Genomic DNA, 21,451 nt, shown 5'->3' on the forward strand with positions numbered 1-21,451 from the left:
CATTTTTATATAAAGGAGCATAATTTTAAAATAGAGTATAACAATGACATTATTGCATGTATTTATTTTAGCGGTGATACAAGGCTTTGCTGAGTTACTGCCTGTATCAAGCTCTGCCCATGTGATTATGGCAGAAAAACTATTAGAGTTAGACCCTTCTGCACCTGAAATGACTTTTTTATTGGTGATGTTGCATACAGGAACAATGTTTGCGGTGATTTTGTATTTTTGGAAATCATGGCGTCAGAGCTATTTTTCATCGGTACAGGATTTTAAACAGCATGCTAAATATATTGTGATTGCAACTGCTGTGACCGGTGTTCTAGGGTTACTGTTACAATTTATCATTAAACATACTTTTTTTGCACATGATAGTGCGTTTGAAATTGAACAATTATTTAGTAACAGTAAGTTGATCGCATGTGCTTTATGTGCCGCCGGTGTAGTGATTTGGCTGTCATCTTATTTAGATCGGGGGGATAACCAACCCATGACGACAAAGCGCGCTTCAATTATTGGTGCAGTACAAGCATTGTGTTTACCTTTTAGAGGATTTTCTCGTTCGGGTGCAACCATTTCAGCCAGTCTTTTTTTAGGTATTTCAAGGGAAAAGGCAGAGCAATTTAGTTTTGCTTTGGCGGTTGTTTTAACCCCTGTCATTATTGTAAAAGAGTTACTTCGCTTAATGCATAGCCCACTGGCAACTCAGGGCATACAGCACATTATTCTACCCAGTCTTTTAGGTATGGTATTAAGTTTTATTGCAGGGATGCTGGCACTCAAATGGCTATCTTCTTGGTTAGAACATGGAAAGTGGCATATATTTGGTTTGTATTGTATTGGTTTTTCTATAGTTATTTTTACGTTAGCATAATATGCTTTATTAAAAGAGATTTACTTGAAAAAAGTGCCCTAATTAGTTAGGGCATTTTTTTATAATAATTATCGATTTATATAATATTTTTTAATAATTTTATCGAAAAAAACTTTTAATCTTAATGGTGTTTTTTAAGTTGCTGATATAAAAAGATATATTCTATTTTTTGAATGTAATTTAATGTAATGTAAATCATGTACGTATGGCTTATTACCAACATAAGTCCATGAGTTTTAGAGTGAAATTTATCCAAAATCTCAATTACATAAGTTAACATTTTATTTTATATATGAGACTTGGTTTACTTATTTTTTATTTTTTTTGCAAAGTTGTGCTAATAGTATGGAGGATTTATGTGTTTTGACTGAAAAAACAGCAGGTCAAATAACACTCAGAAGTAGGGTTGCATTTTTAATAAAAAACTGAAGGTATATCCATGAATAAAGTATATAAAGTAGTCTGGAATGTGGCACTAGGTGCGTGGTGTGCTGTATCTGAGCTAGGTAAGTCTAAGAAAAAATCTACACGTGCAGTAGTGGGTACTACAGCATCTTTAGTGTTACTGACGATATCTCAAACCTCTTTTGCTGGTTATACTGCTGGTGGCGGTACATATTGTAGTGGTGCAGGTACAAATCCATATGGTGCTGTAGCTATAGGTGGGAATAGTGATGCACCTTGTGCGGTTGGCGCAGCAACAGCCATAGGTAATGCGGCAAAAGCAACAGCTGATAGTTCTACAGCGATTGGTTCAGGTGCACAGGCTACAGCAAAAGGTTCGACAGCGATTGGTAATGATTCTCAGGCTACAGCAATTGGCGCGTTGGCAGTGACTACAGGTGATGGGAGTGGGAGCAGTAAAGGGAATGCTTCAGGGAAAAACTCTATTATTATAGGTACATCAGTGAATGCATCTGCAGAAGGTGCAATTGCTATAGGTGCAAATTCAAGTGCTACGGTTGCAAATGGTGTTGCTCTTGGTAGTGGTTCAGCATCTTCTACTGCTTCTGGCATACAAGGTTATGATGCTTTAACGGGTGCAAACTCTACGGCAACGAGTACAACTTGGCAGTCTAACTTAGGTGCTATCTCTGTAGGTAATGGCACTACAACGACACGTCAAATTACCAGTGTTGCTGCAGGTCAAGCAGATACTGATGCTGTAAACGTTGCACAGTTAAAACAAGCAAAAACATATAGCTCTAATATTGCAAACAGTTTAAAGACAGTGCTCGGTGGTAATGCTGCTGTGGCTACGAACGGTACGGTGAGTACTTCAAATATTGGTGGTACAGGCACAGATACAGTTGAAGCTGCTGTTGCATCAGTTAAGTCATCTGCGACAAGCGCACAAACAGCTGCTAATACTGCACAAGCGACCGCAGACAAAGGCCTAAATTTTAGAGCAAATACAGATGCTGCTGATAAAGTTGCGTTAGGTGAAACAGTGACATTTGCTAATGGTACAAATACAACAGCGACGTATGATGCGAGTAGTAATACCTATAAATATAGTGTTGTTGATGCTCCAACCTTTGCAGGTCAGGTGACCGCTAAAGGGATTAATGCAAGTAATGCCAAAGTCACAGGTATTGCGGCAGGTACAGTGGGTTCGTCCTCTACAGATGCTGTAAATGGTGCACAAGTCCGTTCAATCTCAGACAGTACAGCCACATTACTTGGTGGAAATGCGACTGTAGGTAGCGATGGCACAGTGACAACTTCGGATATTGGTGGCACAGGTCAGAGCACAGTAAATGGTGCTGTGGCAGCTGTTAAATCAGCATCTGCAACAGCACAAGCGACCGCAGACAAAGGCCTAAACTTCAGAGCAAATACAGATGCTGCTGATAAAGTTGCATTAGGTGAAACCGTTACATTTGCTAATGGTACAAATACGACAGCGACGTATGATGCAGGCAGTAATACGTATAAATACAGTGTTGTTGATGCACCAATTTTTACAGGCCAGGTAACAGCTAAAGGGATTAATGCAAGTAATGAGAAAGTCACAGGTGTGGCCGCAGGCACAGTAGGTTCATCATCTACAGATGCTGTAAATGGTGCACAAGTCCGTTCAATCTCAGACAGTACAGCCACATTACTTGGTGGAAATGCGACTGTAGGTAGTGATGGCACAGTGATAACTTCTGATATCGGTGGCACAGGTCAGAGCACAGTAAATGGTGCAGTTGCTAATTTAAAAGATCAGGCAACTAAAGCAAAAACAACCGTAACAAGTGGTTTAAATACTGAAGTTACAAAAACTACAAATGATGATGGTAGTGCCAATTACCAAGTGGCAACCTCTAAAGATCTTGTAGTAGATAGCATAAAAGCTGGAAATACAACGATTAATACGAGTGGTGTAGCTGTTGATGATGGCAGTGGTAATGTTAGCAAGTTGACAACTGCAGGTACTACTGTCAAAGACACAAACGGCAACACATCTGTATACGGTGCTACAGGCAGTACAGTGACTGACAGTGCTGGAAATAAAAATGCAAGCACAGCAACAGGCAATACCCTTACTGACTCTGCAGGTAACAGCACAGCGACTACAACTGCAGGTACTACTGTCAAAGACACCAGTGGCAACACATCTGTATACGGTGCTACAGGAAGTACAGTGACTGACAGTGCTGGAAATAAAAATGCAAGCACAGCAACAGGCAATACCCTTACTGACTCTGCAGGTAACAGTACAGCGACTACAGCTGCAGGGAACACTGTAAAAGACACCAGTGGCAACACATCTGTATATGGTGCTACAGGTAGTACAGTGACTGACAGTGCTGGAAATAAAAATGCAAGCACAGCAACAGGCAATACCCTTACTGACTCTGCAGGTAACAGTACAGCGACTACAGCTGCGGGGAACACTGTAAAAGACACCAGTGGCAACACATCTGTATATGGTGCTACAGGCAGTACAGTGACTGACAGTGCTGGAAATAAAAATGCAAGCACAGCAACAGGCAATACCCTTACTGACTCTGCAGGTAACAGTACAGCGACTACAGCTGCCGGGAACACTGTCAAAGACACCAGTGGCAACACATCTGTATATGGTGCTACAGGCAGTACAGTGACTGACAGTGCTGGAAATAAAAATGCAAGCACAGCAACAGGCAATACCCTTACTGATTCGGCAGGTAACAGTACAGCGACTACAGCTGCCGGGAACACTGTAAAAGATACCAAGGGCAACACGTCTGTATATGGTGCTACGGGCAGTACAGTGACTGACAGTGCTGGTAATACCAATGCCACCACAGCATCAGGTACAACAGTATCTGATAAAGCTGGCAACAGTAATAGCCTGACAGCAACTGCGAATACGCTTAAAGATTCAGCGGGTAACAGTACAGCGACTACAGCTGCCGGGAACACTGTAAAAGATGTGAATGGTAATACATCAGTATATGGAGCATCTGGTACTAGCGTAACGGATAAAGCTGGTAATACCACTGTCGTTAATGCATCAGGTTTAAGCTTTAAAGATGCAACAGGCACTGTAACTGGTCCAAGTATTACTGCTTCTGGTGTTGATGCAGGTGGAAAAGCAATTACAAATGTTGGTAATGCTGTTAATGAAACCGATGCTGTTAACAAAAAACAACTGGATGATGTTGCGTCTGCAGGTGGTGCAAAAACTGATGCAGCGGGTACAAGTGCAGCAGCTGCTTTAGGTGGTGGGGCAAAATATGACTCAGCTACGGGAACCATTTCTGCACCAACTTATAGTGTAAATGGTGTGAGTAAAACAAATGTTGGTGATGCAATTACAGCACTAGACCAAGGCTTTACAGTCACGAGTAATGGTGCAAATGGTAAAGCAATTAAAGCAGGTGATACGCTGGAAGTTGGAACTGCATCTGGTGAGAAAAACTTAACCGTGACTAAAGATGGTAACAGCATAAAATATGGTTTAAATCGTGATCTAGATTTAGACAGCGTCAAAGCTGGTAATACAACGATCAATAATGATGGTGTTGCTGTTAATGATGGTAAAGGAAATGTAAGTAAACTTACGACAGCAGGTACAACAGTTGCTGATAGTGATGGAAACACAGCAAGTTATGGTGCTAAAGAATCATCATTAAAAGACAGTAGTGGTAATAGTACAACGACTAGATCGACTGGTTCGACAATCACGGATAAGGATGGTAACAGCACAGCGACTATAGCTTCGGGTAATACTGTAAAAGACTCAACTGGTAACACTTCTGTATATGGTGCAACGGGTACAACGGTAACCGATAGTGCAGGTAATAAAACTGTCCTAGATACTGCAGGTTTAAGCTTTAAAAACAGTAGTGGCGTAGCAACTGGTCCAAGCATTACAGCTTCAGGTGTTAATGCAGGTGGTAAAGCCATTAGTAATGTCGGTGATGCAGTAAATAGCACAGATGCTGTTAACAAAAAACAATTGGATGAAGTTGCATCTGCAGGTGGTGTAAAAACTGATGCAGTTGGTGCAAGTACAGCAACTGTATTAGGTGGTAAAGCGACATATGATGCCGCTACAGGCACGATAACCACCTCAGATATTGGTGGTACGGGTGCAAATACAGTAGATGGTGCGGTTGCAAGTCTAAAAGACCAAGCGACGAAAGCCAAAACGACAGTGACAAGTGGTTTAAATACTGAAGTTACTGCAAATACAAATGCTGATGGTAGTACCAATTACCAAGTTGCAACATCTAAAGAGCTTGTCGTAGATAGTGTGAAAGCTGGAAATACAACGATTAATACAGATGGTGTAGCTGTTGATGATGGTAAAGGTAACGTAAGTAAGCTTACGACGGCTGGCACGACAGTGGCTGATAGCGATGGTAATACAGCAAGTTATAGTGCCAAAGAAGCATCATTGAAAGACAGTAGTGGTAACAGTAACAGCTTAACAGCAACAGGTAATACTGTTACGGATAAAGCTGGTAACAGTACATCGACTACAGCTTCGGGTAATACTGTAAAAGATACATCAGGTAACACATCTGTATACGGTGCAACGGGTTCTACAGTAACGGATAGTTCTGGTAATACCAATGCTACGACAGCATCAGGTACGACTGTTTCAGACAAAGATGGCAATAGTAACAGTCTGAAAGCAACAGGTTCTACAGTGACTGATAGTTCTGGTAATACCAATGCTACAACAGCATCAGGTACGACTGTTTCAGACAAAGATGGTAATACTAACAGTCTGAAAGCAACAGGTTCTACAGTGACTGATAGTTCTGGTAATACCAATGCTACAACAGCATCAGGTACGACTGTTTCAGACAAAGATGGCAATAGTAACAGTCTGAAAGCAACAGGTTCTACGGTAACGGATAGTTCTGGTAATACCAATGCTACGATCGCATCAGGTACGACTGTTTCAGATAAAAATGGTAATACGAATAGCTTGACAGCCTCTGGTAATACCTTAAAAGATTCAGCAGGTAATAGCATAGGTACCACAGCTTCTGGTGTAACTGTTGCAGATGCATCAGGAAACAGTACGTCCGTGACAGCGGCAGGCGTGAGCGTTGCTGGTGGGCCATCATTGACTAAATCAGGTCTAGACCTTGCAGGTGGAACAATCACTAACCTTAAAGGTGGTGCGGTTGTTGCTGGCTCAACGGATGCTGTGACAGGTGGTCAAGTTGCAGAAGTACAATCAAAACTACAAAGCCAGTTAGGTTCATTGGGTGATTCAGCGGTTCAATATGCAAAAAATAGTGATGGTAGTCTTAACTATGCGAGCATTGTGGCAGGTAATGGCAACAACACAGCGACCATTGAAAATGGTGTAGTCACAGGCGGTGGAACAACCATTAGTAACGTGGCAAATGGTGTTGGTGCATCAGATGCAGTGAATAAAGGTCAACTGGATACACTTGCCAATGTTGTGAAAAATACGGTCACAGGTGTGAGCGCTGGCGGACAAACATTTAATGTTACAGACCAAGTCGTTAATACGAATCAAGGAAATAATGCTGATTCACAATTCCTGACTTACAATAAATCAGGCCAAACCACTACAGATAACCTGACTATTGGTGAAACTGTTCAAAAAATGAATAAAGAGGGCGTTAAATTTGCCCATACCAATGCAGCAACAGATGCAAAAGACTCTAGTGCTGCGGGTGAAAACTCAACAGCATTGGGTGTAAATGCAACAGCATCAGCGGCAGCGACTAACTCTGTGGTTATTGGTAATAACTCAAATGTTTCAGGTACATCATCTGTAGCGATTGGTGATGGTGCAACAGCATCTGGTACGCAGTCAATTAGTGTTGGTACAGGAAATACAGTTTCTGGTAATCACTCAGGTGCATTTGGTGACCCGAGTACGGTGACTGGTAATGAGAGTTATGTATTGGGTAACAACAATACGGTATCAACAGATAACACATTTGTTGTCGGTAACAATGTGACACAAACAACAGCAGGCTCGGTGGTCTTAGGTACAGGTTCAGCCGCACGTACAGCAGGCAATGTTACAGGCTTTGCTCCAGCAAAAGTAGCATCATCAGATGCAAGTGCGATTGCTGCAACAACGTCAACCACGGGTGCAGTTGCAGTGGGTGATGCAACGAATAATGTATATCGTCAAATTACTGGTGTTGCGGCAGGTACAGCCAACAGTGATGCCGTGAACGTTGCACAACTTAAATCTGTAGATAATAAATTAGATACAAGCACAGCATCTGTAGCGAGTATTTTAGGTGGCGGTGCTACAGTAAACAGTGATGGTTCAATCAGTAACCCGACCTATACTGTAGGTGGTACAACATCGACGACATTAGCAGGTGCTTTAAACGCATTAGATGCAGCAGTACAAAATGCGAATACCAGTGGTAAAGACATTAATGTCACATCTGTGACCGCAGGCAATACATCAGTTGGTAATAATGGTGTATCTGTTGCAGATGGTGCTGGTAATACAAGTACACTTGCTGCAACAGGCTTAACTGTTGCCAATAGCAACACAGGTAACAGCTCACAATATGCTGCTGGTAGCACAGTATATACAGCTAAAGATGGTTCAAGCACAACAATTGGTACGAGCGGTCTAAGCTTTAAAGATAGCTCAGGTAAAGCAACAGGGCCAAGCGTGACAGCGTCTGGTATTGATGCAGGTGGTAAAACCATCACCAATGTGGCTAACGGTGTAAACTCAACGGATGCTGTGAACAAAGGTCAATTAGACTCTGCGATTAGCGGTGTAAGTAGTAGTGTAAACCAATTAGCAAACAGTGCAGTGCAATATGGCACTAATGCAGATGGTAGTGTCAATAAAGACAAAATCACTTTAGGTGGTAGTAATGGTACAACCATTACCAATGTTGCAGATGGTAAAATTGCAGCAGGTTCTAAAGATGCAGTCAATGGTGGGCAGTTGGCGAATGTACAAAGCCAAGTGACAGCGAATACCAATGACATTAGTAGCTTGCAGACTACAGTAAGCAATATTGGTAGCGGTAAAACTGGTATTGTGCAACAAGCAAGCAACGATGCTGCGATTAGTATTGGTAAAGACTCAGCAGGTACGCAAATTAATGTTGCGAACAGTGCAGGTACAAGCCGTACAGTGAGTGGTGTTGCGAGTGGCAGCGTTTCATCAAGTTCTACAGATGCTGTAAACGGTGCACAGGTGTACAAAGTAAGTGCGGCAACTGCTGCAGCATTAGGCGGTGGTTCAGCAGTACAAGCAGACGGTACGGTATCACAACCGACGTATAGCGTTGCTGGTGGTAGCTATAATAGTGTAGGTGGTGCATTAACTGCGGTAGATACACGTGTAGGTAACTTAGAAAGTGCATTTGCGCAAACGAATCAGCAAATGAATAAGCTTCGTAACCAAACCAACGCAGGTATTGCAGGAGCAATGGCTGTAGGTAACTTGCCACAACCGACTGAAGCAGGTAAGAGCATGGTGAGTGCGGGTGTTGGTGGTTACCGTGGTGAAGGTGCTGTGGCGATTGGTGTAAGTGCGATTACAGACAGCAACAAATATGTTTGGAAATTCGGTGCTTCTGCAGATACTCGTAGCAACATCAGTGGTGCGGCATCTGTTGGTTACCAGTGGTAATTTAACAGCAACTAACATCAATCTTTAGGTAACAATCAGCCATTCTCATAAGAGAGTGGCTGATTTTTTATATCTATGATTTCAATAACAATAAAATTTTATACTTATAATCATAAAAAAGAAGGCAATGAATAAAAAGGCGAGAACATTTCAATAGCACATGATTTCAGTTAAAGTATGGCTATATAAATATATGTAAATGTTGGAATAGATATGGCAATTAAATCAGATCGTTGGATTCGCGAAATGAGCCAAAATCATGGCATGATCGAACCGTATGCTGAAAATCAGGTCAGATTTAATGAGCAAGGTGAAAAGCTTATTTCATATGGCGTGTCTAGCTATGGTTATGATGTGCGTTGTGCACCTGAGTTTAAAGTGTTTACCAATGTGCATTCAGCGATTGTAGACCCAAAAAACTTCGATGAAAGAAGCTTTATTAATGTAGATTCTGACGTGTGTATTATTCCACCTAACTCATTTGCTTTAGCTCGTACAGTGGAATATTTCCGTATTCCAAGAAATGTGCTGACAGTGTGTTTAGGTAAATCGACATATGCACGTTGCGGTATTATTGTAAATGTCACCCCCCTTGAGCCTGAGTGGGAAGGCCACGTGACATTAGAGTTTTCAAATACAACCAATTTGCCTGCACGTATTTATGCAGGTGAAGGTGTTGCTCAAATGCTGTTTTTTGAAAGTGATGAAGTCTGTGAAACGTCATATAAAGACCGCGGTGGTAAGTACCAAGGTCAAACAGGTGTTACACTGCCTAAAGCATAATAAAAAAGCCGTGCAATAATGCACGGCTTTTTTTGATGTTTCGCTTATTTTTGCAGTGCTGCAAGTAATTCATCTTTGCTTAAATTGCGTGACTCATTATCGGTACGTTGTTTGTATTCAAACGTGCCAGCATCGAGTCCTTTTTCACCAATCACAATGCGGTGCGGAATACCCACCAATTCTAGATCTGAGAATTTCACACCTGGGCGTTCGTTACGGTCATCAAGTAAGACATCATAGCCTAAGTTCTGTAGCTCAACATATAAGGCTTCGGCCGCTTCAACAGTTCTTGGCGACTTATGTGCATTCATTGGTACAATCGCCACTTCAAATGGTGCAAGTGCGGTTGGCCAAATAATGCCTTTTTCATCAAAGTTTTGTTCAATCGCTGCTGCAACTACACGGGTCACACCAATACCGTAGCAACCCATTTCTAAAGTGACAGGGCGACCTTCCTCACCTAAAACTGTACATTTTAGTGCCTCAGAATACTTGTTGCCCAGTTGGAAGATATGACCGACTTCGATACCACGTTTGATCTGTAGTGTACCTTTACCATCTGGTGATAAGTCACCTTCAACCACGTTACGTAAGTCATATACTTCAGAGAGTTTTGCATCTCGTTCCCAGTTTACGCCAACAGCATGTTGGTTAGGGAGGTTTGCACCTGCAACAAAGTCAGACAAAATAGAAGCAGAACGGTCAACAATAACAGTAATGCCTTTTTCAACTAAACCTTGTGGCCCAATAAAGCCTGCAGGTAGGTTGTGTTGTTTGAGTTGCTCTTCAGTAGCAAAAGTCAGTGGTGAAGCAATAAGTGGGTGATTTTCTGCTTTAATGGTGTTGAGTTCGTGGTCACCACGTACAAACAAAGCAATCACAGGGATATTGCCATCTTCTTGAGCAGTACCTTGTACTAAAAGTGCTTTCACAGATTGTTCTGCTGAACAGCCAAGAAATTCAGATACTTTGGCAATGGTGTCTTGCGCAGGTGTTTCAACGTATTTTAAATCTTGTGTTGGTTCAGCACGTTCGCCAACCAATAATGCCTCAGCTTTTTCTACATTGGCTGCATAGTCAGATTCAGATGAAAATACTACTGCATCTTCGCCGCTTGATGCTAAAACATGAAATTCGTGTGAGCCTGAGCCACCAATAGAACCTGTATCTGCTTGTACTGCTCTAAAATCTAAACCTAAACGGGTAAAAATACGAGAATAAGTGTCGTACATCACCTGATAGGTTTCTTGCAAAGAGGCTTGGTTAATATGAAAAGAGTAAGCATCTTTCATAATAAACTCACGTGAACGCATCACGCCAAAACGTGGGCGAATTTCGTCACGGAATTTGGTTTGTACTTGGTATAAATTAATGGGTAATTGTTTGTAGCTTTTGAGCTCGTTACGCACAAAGTCTGTGATCACTTCTTCGTGTGTTGGGCCCAGTACAAAGTCATTTTGATGGCGGTCTTTAAAACGCAGTAATTCTGGACCATATTGAACAAAACGTCCAGATTCTTGCCACAAACTTGCTGGTTGCGTGACAGGCATGAAGACTTCTAATGCACCTGAGCGATCCATTTCTTCTTTAATAATGGTTTCAACTTTATTTAGAACACGTTTGCCTAAAGGTAACCATGTATATAAACCCGATGCTAGTTTGCGAATCATACCTGCTCTAAGCATAAGCTGATGCGAAATAATTTCTGCATCACTTGGATTTTCTCTGAGAGTGGCAAACAAAAAACGGCTCGCACGCATGTTAAATTGTCCTAATATAAATAAAAAACCTAGCCCATATTCTATCGTAATTATGGGCTATAGGTATGAAAAATGCTGTTGATAAATAGGTCAGTGCATAGACACAGTCGCGTGATATTGACTGACTTATATGTTAAGTGAGTAACTGTACAAGCATTTCTTCGTAAATGGCAGACAGTGGTTCTAGGTCGGTAATATCTACATGCTCATTGACTTGGTGAATAGTGGCATTCAGCACACCCAATTCAATGACTTGTGCACCTGTTGGAGCAATGAATCGACCATCTGATGTGCCACCACTAGTAGATAGTGTGGTGTCATAACCACAGACTTTTTGAATGGCATGTTGAGTGGCTTTGACTAAATCACCTACTGGGGTAATAAATGGCTGACCTGACAAGTTCCATTCAATCTGATAGTCCAGTTGGTTGGTTTCTAAGATGTCAATCACACGTGCTTTGAGTTCATCTGCGGTGACTTCGGTGCAATAACGGAAATTACAGGTGACCTCTAAAACATCTGGAATGACGTTTGTTGCACCTGTACCTGCATTAATATTTGAAATTTGGAAGCTAGTCGCAGGGAAGTATTCATTACCTTGATCCCATGTAGTTTTGCATAAAGTATCAATGGCAGAGGTTGCTAAATGAATTGGGTTTTTCGCCAAGTGTGGGTAGGCTACATGACCCTGTTTGCCTTGAATGGTGATTTTGGCATTGAGTGAGCCACGACGACCATTTTTTACAATATCACCTAAGCGGTTTGTACTCGATGGTTCGCCGACCAAACACCAGTCTATTTTTTCATGGCGTTGTTCTAGGGTTTCAATAACTCTTACTGTGCCGTTTTTGGCAGGACCTTCTTCATCAGAAGTAATGAGGTAAGCAATAGAGCCTTTATGGTTTGGGTATTTTTCAACAAAACGCTCTGTGGCTGTAATCATGGCTGCAATGGCTGTTTTCATGTCTGCACTGCCACGCCCATAGAGTTTGCCATCTCGTATTTCTGGCTTAAATGGGGCAGAGTGCCAAGCATCTACGTTGCCTGTGGGTACAACATCGGTATGACCTGCAAAACAAAATACAGGGCCTGTTGTACCACGGCGTGCCCAAATATTGTCTACATCTTCAAAACGCATGTTTTCAATATGAAAGTCATGTTTTTCTAAACGTTTGGCAATAATGTGTTGGCAGGTATGGTCATTAGGTGTAACAGAGGGTTGTTGTAAAAGTTCTATGCTAAGTGCTAACGTGGCTGAAGAAGTCATGAAAAATATAAAGTGAAAAAAATGTGTTTTATATAATAAAGCAGAATACTCAAGAGGCAATGCTGAATCTGCTTAATTGTAAGTTGTTATAATTTTTAAGCATAAAAAAAGCCTGTCAGTGAATCATTTTCACTGACAGGCGGTTGGTTTATTTACCTGCAGTCCAATGGTTTACAATTGGATAACGGCGTTCACGGCTAAAAGCACGTGAACTGATGCGTGGTCCAATAGAACCTTGACGGCGTTTGTATTCGTTACGATCGACCATTTGAATGACTTTTTCGACTACGACTTTGTCAAAGCCTTTAGCAATAATATCATCTTGGCTTTGGTCTTCTTCAATATAGGCATATAAAATACCATCAAGCACGTCATAGCTTGGTAAAGAATCTTGGTCTGTTTGCTCGGCTTTTAGCTCTGCTGATGGTGGACGAGTAATTACACGTTCAGGAATGACGGGTTCTTCAGCAATGCTATTACGGTATTTTGCCAACTCAAATACAATGGTTTTATATACATCTTTGAGTACGGCAAAGCCACCAACCATGTCGCCATAGAGGGTACAATAACCCACAGCAAGCTCAGATTTATTGCCTGTTGAAAGTACAAGGTTACCAAATTTATTGGATAAGCCCATGAGTAATGTACCACGTGCCCGTGCTTGTAAATTTTCTTCGGTGCTGTCTGTTGGTGCATTGCCAAAGAATGGGTATAGGGTTTGTTGAAAGCTTTTTACAATGTTATGTATTTCAGCTACACCAAAAGTAATACCTAGATTTTTGGCTTGAGTGGTTGCATCTTCAATGCTGATTTGTGCTGTATATGTGTATGGCATCATCACAGCCTGTACTTTGTCTGCACCGAGTGCATCTACAGCAATCGCGAGTGTTAATGCAGAATCTATACCACCAGATAAACCTAAAATCACCCCTGGAAAACCTGACTTTTGTACATAGTCACGTGTTGCCATGACAAGGCTTTGATAAATTTCTGCCATGGTGTCTAATTCAGGTGCAATTGTTGATGGCTCAAAAGTTGCTTTGGCTTGATCATACGTGACGCTATAGATTTTCTCTTCAAAAGAAGGTGCTTTTAAAATAAGTTGACCATCGCGTGTGACGACAAAGCTCGTACCATCAAAAATTAAGTCGTCTTGACCGCCCACTTGGTTGGTATAAACAATATTAATATTGAGTTGTTGAGCTAGTTTGGTCAGGGTTTGAATACGGTGTTGTGGTTTACCCACCTCGTATGGAGATGAATTGAGTACCAATACGGTGTCTATGTTGAGCTGTGCCAATTGTTGTACTGTGCTTAGAGTCCAGACATCTTCACAGATGAGTACACCAAATTTATGCCCAAAGTATTCAAAGACAAGGTGCTGTTGTCCTGCACTAAAGTAGCGTTTTTCATCAAATACGCCGTAGTTTGGCAAGTTTTGTTTGTTATATATGCCTAGTACTTCTCCATCTTTCATGACAGCAGCCGAGTTATAGGTTTGACCTTGTTCAGTCTGATGGGCAAAACCAAACACCATGACAATGTCTTTGACCTCGGTAAGTGCCTGGAAGGCATCTAAGGTTCTTTTTTTAAGACTTGGGCGTAACAGCAGGTCTTCGGCAGGGTAGCCCAACATACTAAGTTCAGGAAATACAATCAGGTCTGCACCATCTAATTTGGCCTGATGGGCTTGCTCAATCATCTTTTTCGTATTGTGTTCTAGGTTACCAATGTACGGAGAAAACTGAGCAAGTGCTATTTTAAAATTTTTCATTTAAACAAAATCCTATTCCTTTAAAGGATAAACAATCGGCTGATTTTTTGAGTTTAATTATTCAGCCAATTGTAATGGTATACTGATATTTTCGGGTTTCACTGCAAGTGTACTATGATAAATAAGATACACTGCCAAGATTAGGCCTAAATATCTAAAAAACGATGTGGATATAATAAAAAATAACAGTTTATTACGAATAACATTCATGTTTTTCTATTATATAGGTGTTGCATGTGCTTTACACGGTTTTTACAGCGATTAAATGCCCGTTTTGTGCAAAAAAAGCGTAAATTAACACTTGGTGAACAGCAGTTAGTACATTCTGTTTTTGCTAACAGTATTGAACTCGATGACGTGTTTATTGTGGCACATAGGGCTATTTTACAAAATTATGCTTTAAGCCCCAATGGCAATATTTATATTCATATTGCACAGTGGTCTGATGATTTTTCTCAAGCCAATATTTACACTCAATCATGGTTTATTCATGAGATGGTGCATGTATGGCAAGTGCAACATGGTTTAGCTGTGATTCGTCGTGCTATATTGAATCGGCGCTATCGTTACGTATTGTCAGAGAATAAGTGCTTTTTAGACTATGGCATAGAACAACAAGCACAAATGGTACAAGACCACTTTTTAGATTGTTGCTTAGGTGAGCAAAATCCAAAACGAGCAGCTTGTGTTGCTTTTATCTGCCAAAGTTAGCATTAATGTTGATTGGCTTTTGTAATATCTGCCAATACCTGAGCGGCATGTGTTTGTGTATTTACGCTTTGGTAGTGGTACGTAATATTGCCTTGAGGGTCAATTAAAAAAGTTTCTCTTTTGGCAAACTGAATAATGCCAAAGTTGCGTACTACGCCAAACTGTTGGGCAAGTGTTTGTTTGTCATCGACTAAAATAGGAAAGGGTAGTTGAAGTTTATCTGCAAAGTGTTGGTGTGATGCCATGTCATCTAAGCTGACGCCAAGTACGACAGCGTGTTGTTTTAAAAACTGAAGATAAAGCGTTTTAAATTGTTTGGCCTCTTCGGTGCAACCTGGAGAGTTATCTTTGGGGTAAAAATAGAGCACCACCCATTTGCCTTTGTATTGGCTGAGTGTATGTGGCTTACCATTTTGATCTAACCGCTGAAAATCAGGTGCAGTTTGTCCTACCCATGTTGCAGAGGTACTCATTTTAAAGTCATTTGCTGCATGTAAAGGTTGAAGTATGTTGAATGACATGAGGTTAATAAAAAAGTAAAAACGCATACGATGGCATGTGGTTTATATAAAGTGATCATCATAACACATATGCATTTTGTCATATAAATGACATGGCTTTGTCATTTTTTGGTCAAAATAGCTGTTATATTATAACGCTTGTAAGTTTATCAAATAGTAAAAAGTATGAAAATTAAAACATTATTATGCACACTCATCACTACTATAGGTGCGGTATCTACAAGTTATGCGCTAGAGCAAAGTAACTCGTTTTTACAGCTTAATCAAGCACCAGACAGTTTAGCGATTGTACCTGCACCACCTGCATACAATAGCGTCGATTTTTTGCGTGATAAAGCGGCGTATGACCAAGCAAAAAGCCTTGTGGGTACAGAGCGTTGGAAAGTGGCTGCGGAAGATGCAGACTTATCTGATGCCAATATTGGTAAGCCTTTTTCACAAGCTTTTGGTATTGAAATTTCACCACAAAATACACCTGTTACGTATGAAATTTTGAAAAAGTTACGTACAGATGCAGGGAATTATGCAACTAAAGCGGCGAAAGAGCATTATATGCGTTTGCGTCCATTTATGTTCTTTAATTCACATACGTGTACACCAAATGATGAAGCCAGTTTAAGCAAAAACGGGTCTTATCCTTCAGGCCATACCACCATTGGTTGGTCATCTGCTTTGGTGTTGGCAGAGATTCGCCCTGAACGCCAAAATGAAATTTTACAGCGTGGCTATGAGTTTGGTCAAAGCCGTGTAATTTGTGGCGTACATTGGCAAAGTGATGTAGATGCTGGCCGTATTACAGGTTCAGCGATTGTGGCACGTTTACATGCAGACAAAGCCTTTACCAAAATGTTAGAAGAAGCCAAGCAAGAGATACAACGTAAGACCAAGTAGTTTTCTTTGCGGTATAAAAAACCTGAGCAGAAATGTTTGGGTTTTTTTATGCCATGAACTTTTTGAGCATCGACCTAATGGCTCAGCATCGTATAATTATGGTATTGGTTTTTGGTGTTTTAAAATGATGCAAAAGAAAAAGATCATACTTGTAACAGGGTGGGGCATGGGTGTTTTACCCTTGCAAGCATTAAGTGATGAATTACAACAGCGGGGGCACTGTGTCAGCGTACATGATATTTTTGACCCTGATCACATTCCTGAAGCACTCATTCATGAGGCATTCCATGCAGATGTTTTAGTGGGATGGTCTTTAGGTGGGCAACTTGCTGTGACTTTGTCTCATTATCTGTTAACACATGATCAGCAAATAAAACCTGTGATTACCTTAGCATCAAATCCTTGTTTTGTGGCTTCATCTGATTGGCCACATGCAATGCCAGTACAGGCCTTTGATCAGTTTCAACAACAATATTTAAATGAGAGTCAGGCAACCCTAAAACAATTTTACTTTAATGTCTGCCGTGGCGATCAACAAGCAAAAGCACAGTGGCAAAAGCTTGTAACTGATTTATCCAAACCAAATGAGTCACTTTATACACAGGGTTTACACTGGTTGCAGCAGTTAGATGTACGAGAGGTGCTTCAAACAATACCAAGCCATCATATATTTGCACAAAAAGACCAACTTGTGCCAATCGCTGCGATGCATGCATTACAACAGCAGTATTCGTGTGAAGTGATGCAGGGTATGAGTCATGCTTTTCCTGTTTTTCATGCTCAGGAAACGGCAATGCGTATACAGCATTATTTACAGAGATTGTAAAACAACAATTTGTCGTATCTCGCAATAGCGTTGCTATAGTAAAAAAACTAACATAACGTTTTTCTTGTCGCTTCAGAGCCCAAAGCCAATGAGTGATTCATTTGATCGTTTGCATTTATGGCACCCGTATACCTCAATGCTTGACCCACTGCCTACATTTAAGGTCAAACGTGCGTATGGCACAACCATTGAATTAGACGATGGTACACAGCTCATTGATGGTATGTCATCTTGGTGGTGTGCCATACATGGTTATAACCATACTGCACTCAATGAAGCGATTCAAAACCAGTTACAGCAGATGTCACACATTATGTTTGGTGGCTTAACGCATGACCCTGCCATTGAGCTGGGTAAAGTATTACTGGCGATTACCCCTGACAATTTAGATAAAATTTTTTATGCAGACTCAGGCTCAGTGGCGGTTGAGGTGGCATTAAAAATGGCTGTGCAATATTGGACAGCACAAGGTCAGCATCAAAAAACCAATTTTGTGACCACGCACTCGGGCTATCATGGCGACACATGGAATGCCATGTCTGTTTGTGACCCTGTGACAGGTATGCATCAGGTTTTTGGTTCTGCATTACCTATTCGTTATTTTGTGCCTGCACCGCAAAGCCGTTATGGCAGTGAGTGGATTGCCGATGATATCACTGCTCTAGAAACCACTTTAGCCACGCACCATCAGCATATTGCGGCCATGATTATTGAGCCGATTGTACAAGGTGCAGGGGGCATGCGGTTTTATCACCCCGAATATTTACGCCAAGCAAAAAAGCTGTGTGAAAAATATCAAGTTCTGATGATTTTTGATGAGATTGCTACAGGTTTTGGTCGTACAGGAAAATTGTTTGCGTGGGAGCATGCAGGGGTTGCCCCAGATATTATGTGTATTGGCAAGGCACTTACAGGTGGATACTTAACACTGGCCGCCACACTCACCTCTGATCATATTGCAAAAACCATTTCCAGTGGTGAAGCAGGGGTGTTTATGCATGGCCCAACTTTTATGGCCAATCCTTTGGCCTGTGCGGTAGCATTAAAAAGCACCACTTTATTATTAGAACAAGACTGGCAAGCCAATATTTCCAGAATTGAACAGATCTTATTAAGCCAACTTTCACCACTTGCAGATTTAAATGGTGTAGAAGATGTGCGTGTTTTAGGTGCGATTGGTGTGGTGGAAATGAGAGAGGTAGTTGACCTCAAACAACTCCAAGAGATATTTGTGGCACGTGGTATTTGGGTGAGACCTTTTGGAAAACTGGTCTATGTGATGCCACCGTATGTGATTTCATCTGCCGATTTAACACAGCTTTTAACGGTATTGTCTGAGGTTGTACGGCAGTTATCAAAAGGTGAAATATGTCATTGTTAGACCATTATCAAAACACCTTAGACACACTTAAAAAGCAGGGTAATTATCGCCAGTTGACTCATAATGAACAGCACGGGCATTGGTTGACTGTGGCATCAAAATGTATGCTGAATCTGTCTTCAAATGACTACTTGGGCTTGGCGGGTCAAAGTGAATTAAAACAGCAGTTTTTACAGCAAAATCAAAGCCTGATGACCAGTTCATCATCACGGTTACTCACGGGTAATTTTGATGAGTACACTGCCTTTGAACAGACATTGTCTAGTGCGTTTGCTGGACGATCAGCCCTATTGTTCAATAGTGGCTATCACATGAATATTGGCATATTACCAGCACTGGCCAATGCCAAAACACTGATTTTGGCAGATAAGCTGGTTCATGCCAGTATGATTGATGGGATTCGTTTAAGCCAAGCCAAGTATGTACGCTATAAGCACAACGATTTAAACCATTTAAAGCAACTGCTTGAAAAGTACCATGATGATGCTGACATCGAGCGCATTCTGATTGTCACTGAAAGTATTTTTAGTATGGACGGTGACGAGGTGGACTTGCATGGTTTAGTCATGCTCAAACAGCAGTTTAATAAAGTGATGTTATATGTCGATGAAGCTCATGCCATCGGTGTACGTGGTGAACGTGGTTTAGGTTGTGCTGAGCAATACGCCGTGATTGAACACATTGATTTTTTAGTCGGTACGTTTGGTAAAGCGTTGGCATCGGTTGGTGGTTATTTAATCTGTGATGAAATTATTAAAGCCTATTTAATTAACACCATGCGTCCACTGATTTTTAGCACTGCATTACCACCCATTAATATTGCATGGACGCATTTTATGTTTGAGCGTATGCAGGGTATGCAAAAACAGCGTCAGCATTTACAACACATGGGGCATGTTCTCAAAAATGAGGTCATGAGCAAGGGCTATGATTGTCTATCAAGTAGTCATCTTGTACCGATTATTGTGGGTGAAAGTGAGCAGGCGGTACAAAAATCAAAACAGTTACAAGCGCTTGGTTTTTATATTATGCCTGTGCGTCCACCTACTGTGCCAAAGCATCAGGCACGGTTACGTATTTCTTTAATGGCATCTATTAGCTTGCATGAGCTTGATGCCTTGGTAGATGTCTTGTGATGCAGATTGATAAAAATAAAGTCAAACAGCGTTTTGCTCGTGCTAAAGAAAGCTATAGTGAACAAGCCATTGCACAGCAAAAAATTTGCCTACATTTAAGCAGGCTCATGGCACAGTATGTACCTGTACCACTTGAGAAAATGCTAGAAATTGGTTGTGGTTCAGGGAATCTGACACGACAGATGTTAGGGCAGTATCGTCCACAGCGCTATTTTGCTAACGATATTTATGCCGAGGTAGAGCAATTTTTTCAGCCGAATGACTCGCTTGAGTTTTGCATTGGCGATATTGAACACATGCCATTGCCAAGCCATTTAACTGCGGTGGTGTCTAGTTCAGCATTGCAATGGGTGCAAGACCTTGAACAACTGTTTGCAGGTATACATCAGGCGTTAAATGATCAAGGCTGGTTGGTCTTTTCGAGTTTTTCTGAGAAAAACTTACAAGAAATTAAAGCCCTCACAGGTCATGGCTTAGATTATACCTCTGTTGATACAATGACAGCGATGTTAGAGCATCAAGGTTTTGAGGTCTTGTATATAGAGCAAGACATCATGACCCTGTGGTTTGCACACCCCTTGCGCGTACTGAAACATTTAAAGGCCACAGGTGTCACAGCAAATCAACGTGATTTTGTGTGGAATAAACGAAAACTACAGCAGTTTTATGATGACTATGCCAAGTTTAGTCAGCTTGATACACAGGGTAACCGTCAGTATGCATTGACCTATCACCCTCTTTATGTGATTGCTCGGAAAAAATAATGGACAATGTTTATTTTATTAGTGGTATAGACACTGAAATTGGTAAAACCTATGCCACAGGCTATTTGGCTAGGCAATATTTGGCACAAGGTAAAAAAGTCATTACGCAAAAACTGGTACAAACAGGTAATGATACGGTATCTGAAGACATTGAACAGCACCGTCGTATCATGGGTGTGCCATTTTTTGCCGAAGACCATGACAAAACCACGATGCCTGAAATATTTAGTTATCCTGCATCGCCACATTTGGCGTCACGTATAGATGGGCGTGAGATTGATTTTGATCGCATTGAACAGGCCACGCAAACTTTAAGCCAGCGTTTTGATGTGGTCTTGCTTGAGGGTGCGGGGGGCTTGATGGTGCCTTTGACTGAAGCGTTACTTAGTATTGATTATATTGCTCAAAAAAAATACCCTGTCATTTTGGTGACTTCAGGGCGTTTAGGCAGTATTAATCATACCTTACTGAGTTTAGAGGCTTTAAAGCACAGAGGTATGACCTTGCATGCTGTAGCGTATAATCTGTGCCACGATGCAGAAGATGTATGTATTGCCAATGAGAGCAAACGTTATTTAAAACAGTATGTGAGTCAGCACTTTCCACAAGCAGATTGGATAGATATTCCAACTTTAAGTGATGCTTTATAAAAAAACAGCCTCTATATAATAGAG

General features: G+C 41.2%; 13 protein-coding genes and 3 pseudogenes. 12 read left to right on the forward strand and 4 right to left on the reverse strand.

Features of this window, described 5'->3' with window-relative positions:
• Positions 1–43 precede the first annotated feature (43 nt).
• From I2F31_RS00290 to dcd, 5 genes and pseudogenes are all read left to right on the forward strand, one after another.
• On the forward strand, positions 44–874 hold the full coding sequence (locus I2F31_RS00290; RefSeq protein ID WP_195769925.1) for an undecaprenyl-diphosphate phosphatase: 831 nt from the start codon (positions 44–46) through the stop codon (positions 872–874).
• A 439-nt stretch (positions 875–1,313) separates the two neighbouring features.
• Positions 1,314–7,580: pseudogene (locus tag I2F31_RS00295) on the forward strand (ESPR-type extended signal peptide-containing protein); the annotation flags it as partial.
• Between the two features lie 336 nt (positions 7,581–7,916).
• A pseudogene (locus I2F31_RS13520) lies at positions 7,917–8,372 on the forward strand (hypothetical protein); the annotation flags it as partial.
• A gap of 102 nt (positions 8,373–8,474) precedes the next feature.
• A pseudogene (locus tag I2F31_RS13525) lies at positions 8,475–8,963 on the forward strand (YadA C-terminal domain-containing protein); the annotation flags it as partial.
• A gap of 213 nt (positions 8,964–9,176) precedes the next feature.
• The gene (dcd, locus tag I2F31_RS00300; protein WP_195769179.1) at positions 9,177–9,746 is read left to right on the forward strand and encodes a dCTP deaminase; all 570 of its coding nucleotides are present in this window, start codon (positions 9,177–9,179) and stop codon (positions 9,744–9,746) included.
• Between the two features lie 44 nt (positions 9,747–9,790).
• Here the strand turns inward: dcd and I2F31_RS00305 are convergent, their stop codons facing one another.
• From I2F31_RS00305 to I2F31_RS00315, 3 genes are all read right to left on the reverse strand, one after another.
• The gene (locus I2F31_RS00305) at positions 9,791–11,506 is read right to left on the reverse strand and encodes a proline--tRNA ligase (RefSeq protein WP_195769178.1); all 1,716 of its coding nucleotides are present in this window, start codon (positions 11,504–11,506) and stop codon (positions 9,791–9,793) included.
• A 133-nt stretch (positions 11,507–11,639) separates the two neighbouring features.
• Positions 11,640–12,773, reverse strand: a complete 1,134-nt coding sequence (gene dapE, locus I2F31_RS00310) for a succinyl-diaminopimelate desuccinylase (RefSeq protein ID WP_195769177.1) — start codon at positions 12,771–12,773, stop codon at positions 11,640–11,642.
• 148 nt (positions 12,774–12,921) lie between these two features.
• A complete protein-coding gene (locus I2F31_RS00315) occupies positions 12,922–14,547 on the reverse strand; it encodes an NAD+ synthase (protein WP_195773277.1) in 1,626 nt (541 codons plus the stop codon).
• Between the two features lie 234 nt (positions 14,548–14,781).
• Here I2F31_RS00315 and I2F31_RS00320 point away from each other — a divergent pair, with 234 nt between their 5' ends.
• Positions 14,782–15,258, forward strand: coding sequence for a type IV secretion protein Rhs (locus tag I2F31_RS00320; RefSeq protein WP_195773278.1), 477 nt, complete (start codon positions 14,782–14,784; stop codon positions 15,256–15,258).
• A 2-nt stretch (positions 15,259–15,260) separates the two neighbouring features.
• On the opposite strand, the gene I2F31_RS00325 is transcribed toward I2F31_RS00320, so the two are convergent.
• Complete coding sequence (locus tag I2F31_RS00325; protein ID WP_228285117.1) at positions 15,261–15,731, reverse strand: peroxiredoxin; 471 nt, start codon at positions 15,729–15,731, stop codon at positions 15,261–15,263.
• Between the two features lie 213 nt (positions 15,732–15,944).
• Here I2F31_RS00325 and I2F31_RS00330 point away from each other — a divergent pair, with 213 nt between their 5' ends.
• The 6 genes from I2F31_RS00330 (at position 15,945) to bioD (ending at position 21,427) form a co-directional block, all read left to right on the forward strand.
• Complete coding sequence (locus tag I2F31_RS00330; RefSeq protein WP_195769173.1) at positions 15,945–16,670, forward strand: acid phosphatase; 726 nt, start codon at positions 15,945–15,947, stop codon at positions 16,668–16,670.
• Positions 16,671–16,794: 124 nt separating this feature from the next.
• The gene (locus tag I2F31_RS00335; RefSeq protein ID WP_195769172.1) at positions 16,795–17,496 is read left to right on the forward strand and encodes an alpha/beta fold hydrolase; all 702 of its coding nucleotides are present in this window, start codon (positions 16,795–16,797) and stop codon (positions 17,494–17,496) included.
• Positions 17,497–17,584: 88 nt separating this feature from the next.
• Positions 17,585–18,877: an adenosylmethionine--8-amino-7-oxononanoate transaminase gene (gene bioA, locus I2F31_RS00340; protein ID WP_195769171.1), complete on the forward strand. Its 1,293-nt coding sequence runs from the start codon at positions 17,585–17,587 to the stop codon at positions 18,875–18,877.
• Complete coding sequence (locus I2F31_RS00345) at positions 18,865–20,013, forward strand: 8-amino-7-oxononanoate synthase (RefSeq protein WP_195769170.1); 1,149 nt, start codon at positions 18,865–18,867, stop codon at positions 20,011–20,013. Before bioA ends, I2F31_RS00345 begins: the two co-directional genes overlap by 13 nt.
• Complete coding sequence (gene bioC / locus I2F31_RS00350; RefSeq protein WP_195769189.1) at positions 20,013–20,777, forward strand: malonyl-ACP O-methyltransferase BioC; 765 nt, start codon at positions 20,013–20,015, stop codon at positions 20,775–20,777. Before I2F31_RS00345 ends, bioC begins: the two co-directional genes overlap by 1 nt.
• A complete protein-coding gene (gene bioD, locus I2F31_RS00355; RefSeq protein WP_213014772.1) occupies positions 20,777–21,427 on the forward strand; it encodes a dethiobiotin synthase in 651 nt (216 codons plus the stop codon). The genes bioC and bioD overlap by 1 nt, the downstream gene beginning before the upstream one ends.
• The last annotated feature ends 24 nt before the right edge of the window (positions 21,428–21,451 follow it).

Origin of the sequence: Acinetobacter rathckeae (genome assembly GCF_015627125.1) — a bacterium.
Lineage (GTDB): Bacteria > Pseudomonadota > Gammaproteobacteria > Pseudomonadales > Moraxellaceae > Acinetobacter > Acinetobacter rathckeae.

Excerpts from the sequence above, each read along its gene's own strand:
- I2F31_RS00315 (WP_195773277.1), bottom strand. The coding sequence starts at position 14,547 with ATGAAAAATTTTAAAATAGCACTTGCTCAGTTTTCTCCGTACATTGGT.
- dcd (WP_195769179.1), top strand. The coding sequence starts at position 9,177 with ATGGCAATTAAATCAGATCGTTGGATTCGCGAAATGAGCCAAAATCAT.
- dapE (WP_195769177.1), bottom strand. The coding sequence starts at position 12,773 with ATGACTTCTTCAGCCACGTTAGCACTTAGCATAGAACTTTTACAACAA.
- I2F31_RS00325 (WP_228285117.1), bottom strand. The coding sequence starts at position 15,731 with ATGAGTACCTCTGCAACATGGGTAGGACAAACTGCACCTGATTTTCAG.
- I2F31_RS00290 (WP_195769925.1), top strand. The coding sequence starts at position 44 with ATGACATTATTGCATGTATTTATTTTAGCGGTGATACAAGGCTTTGCT.
- bioD (WP_213014772.1), top strand. The coding sequence starts at position 20,777 with ATGGACAATGTTTATTTTATTAGTGGTATAGACACTGAAATTGGTAAA.
- I2F31_RS00345 (WP_195769170.1), top strand. The coding sequence starts at position 18,865 with ATGTCATTGTTAGACCATTATCAAAACACCTTAGACACACTTAAAAAG.
- I2F31_RS00335 (WP_195769172.1), top strand. The coding sequence starts at position 16,795 with ATGATGCAAAAGAAAAAGATCATACTTGTAACAGGGTGGGGCATGGGT.
- I2F31_RS00305 (WP_195769178.1), bottom strand. The coding sequence starts at position 11,506 with ATGCGTGCGAGCCGTTTTTTGTTTGCCACTCTCAGAGAAAATCCAAGT.
- bioC (WP_195769189.1), top strand. The coding sequence starts at position 20,013 with ATGCAGATTGATAAAAATAAAGTCAAACAGCGTTTTGCTCGTGCTAAA.
- I2F31_RS00330 (WP_195769173.1), top strand. The coding sequence starts at position 15,945 with ATGAAAATTAAAACATTATTATGCACACTCATCACTACTATAGGTGCG.
- I2F31_RS00320 (WP_195773278.1), top strand. The coding sequence starts at position 14,782 with ATGTGCTTTACACGGTTTTTACAGCGATTAAATGCCCGTTTTGTGCAA.
- bioA (WP_195769171.1), top strand. The coding sequence starts at position 17,585 with ATGAGTGATTCATTTGATCGTTTGCATTTATGGCACCCGTATACCTCA.